Genomic DNA, 854 nt, shown 5'->3' on the forward strand with positions numbered 1-854 from the left:
CACTACAGTTGCATTTTGTGTTGAGTTCTGAATCTATGGGTAACCATGATTCAGGATATGATGAGTGGCGGTACGTCTGTTGAAGAGACGCTGGAATTATGGGCGCGCTCGCTTCGGTCCGCCAAGGATCGGATGGCGCCGCTGTTCACGCAAAAACGTGTCGTAGATTCGGCCTGTGCTTTTCTTGATGTTTTGATTGGCAATGAACCACGCAAGACGGGATGGATGCGAGCGGAAGCCGCAGGAGATCCTGGTCCATGGCGGCAGCAGGCGCTTCTGGGACGCGGGCACTGGGATGCCGATGCCCTTCGTGACGTCGTCAGGGATTATGTGATTGAGCATCTGGGCACTGAAGAGGGCGTGCTGGTCATTGATGAGACCGGTTTTCTGAAGAAGGGTCAGGCGTCCTGCGGTGTGGGGCGGCAGTATACGGGATCTGCCGGCAAGATCACGAACTGCCAGATTGGTGTGTTTGGCGCTTATGTTTCGGAACGGGGGCATGCCTTTATTGACCGCGCCCTGTATCTCCCGAAAGACTGGACATCAAAGCCTGAGCGTCTGAAGCGGGCCCACGTTCCCGATGACGTGGTGTTTGCAACCAAACCGGCGTTAGCCTCGATGATGATTGAGCGAAGTATTGAGGCCGGTGTGCCGTTCCGCTGGGTTGCAGCAGACAGCGTGTATGGCGTGGGCGACGTAGAACGCACGCTTCGCCGGGCAGGAATTGGATATGTGCTTGGGGTCAAGGGCAATCACTGGTTCGGATCATGGGCAACGGAACCGCTGATTGCCGGAGAGGCGAAAGATATTGCAGCAGGACTGCCAGACCAGGCCTGGCGTCGTCTGTCAGCGGG

General features: G+C 56.9%; 1 pseudogene. It reads left to right on the forward strand.

The features are described 5' to 3' along the window. Positions 1-45 precede the first annotated feature (45 nt). A pseudogene (locus CFR72_RS16855) lies at positions 46-854 on the forward strand (IS701-like element IS1452 family transposase); the annotation flags it as partial.

This window comes from Gluconacetobacter entanii, from assembly GCF_003206495.1.
In the GTDB taxonomy this organism is placed as follows: domain Bacteria; phylum Pseudomonadota; class Alphaproteobacteria; order Acetobacterales; family Acetobacteraceae; genus Novacetimonas; species Novacetimonas entanii.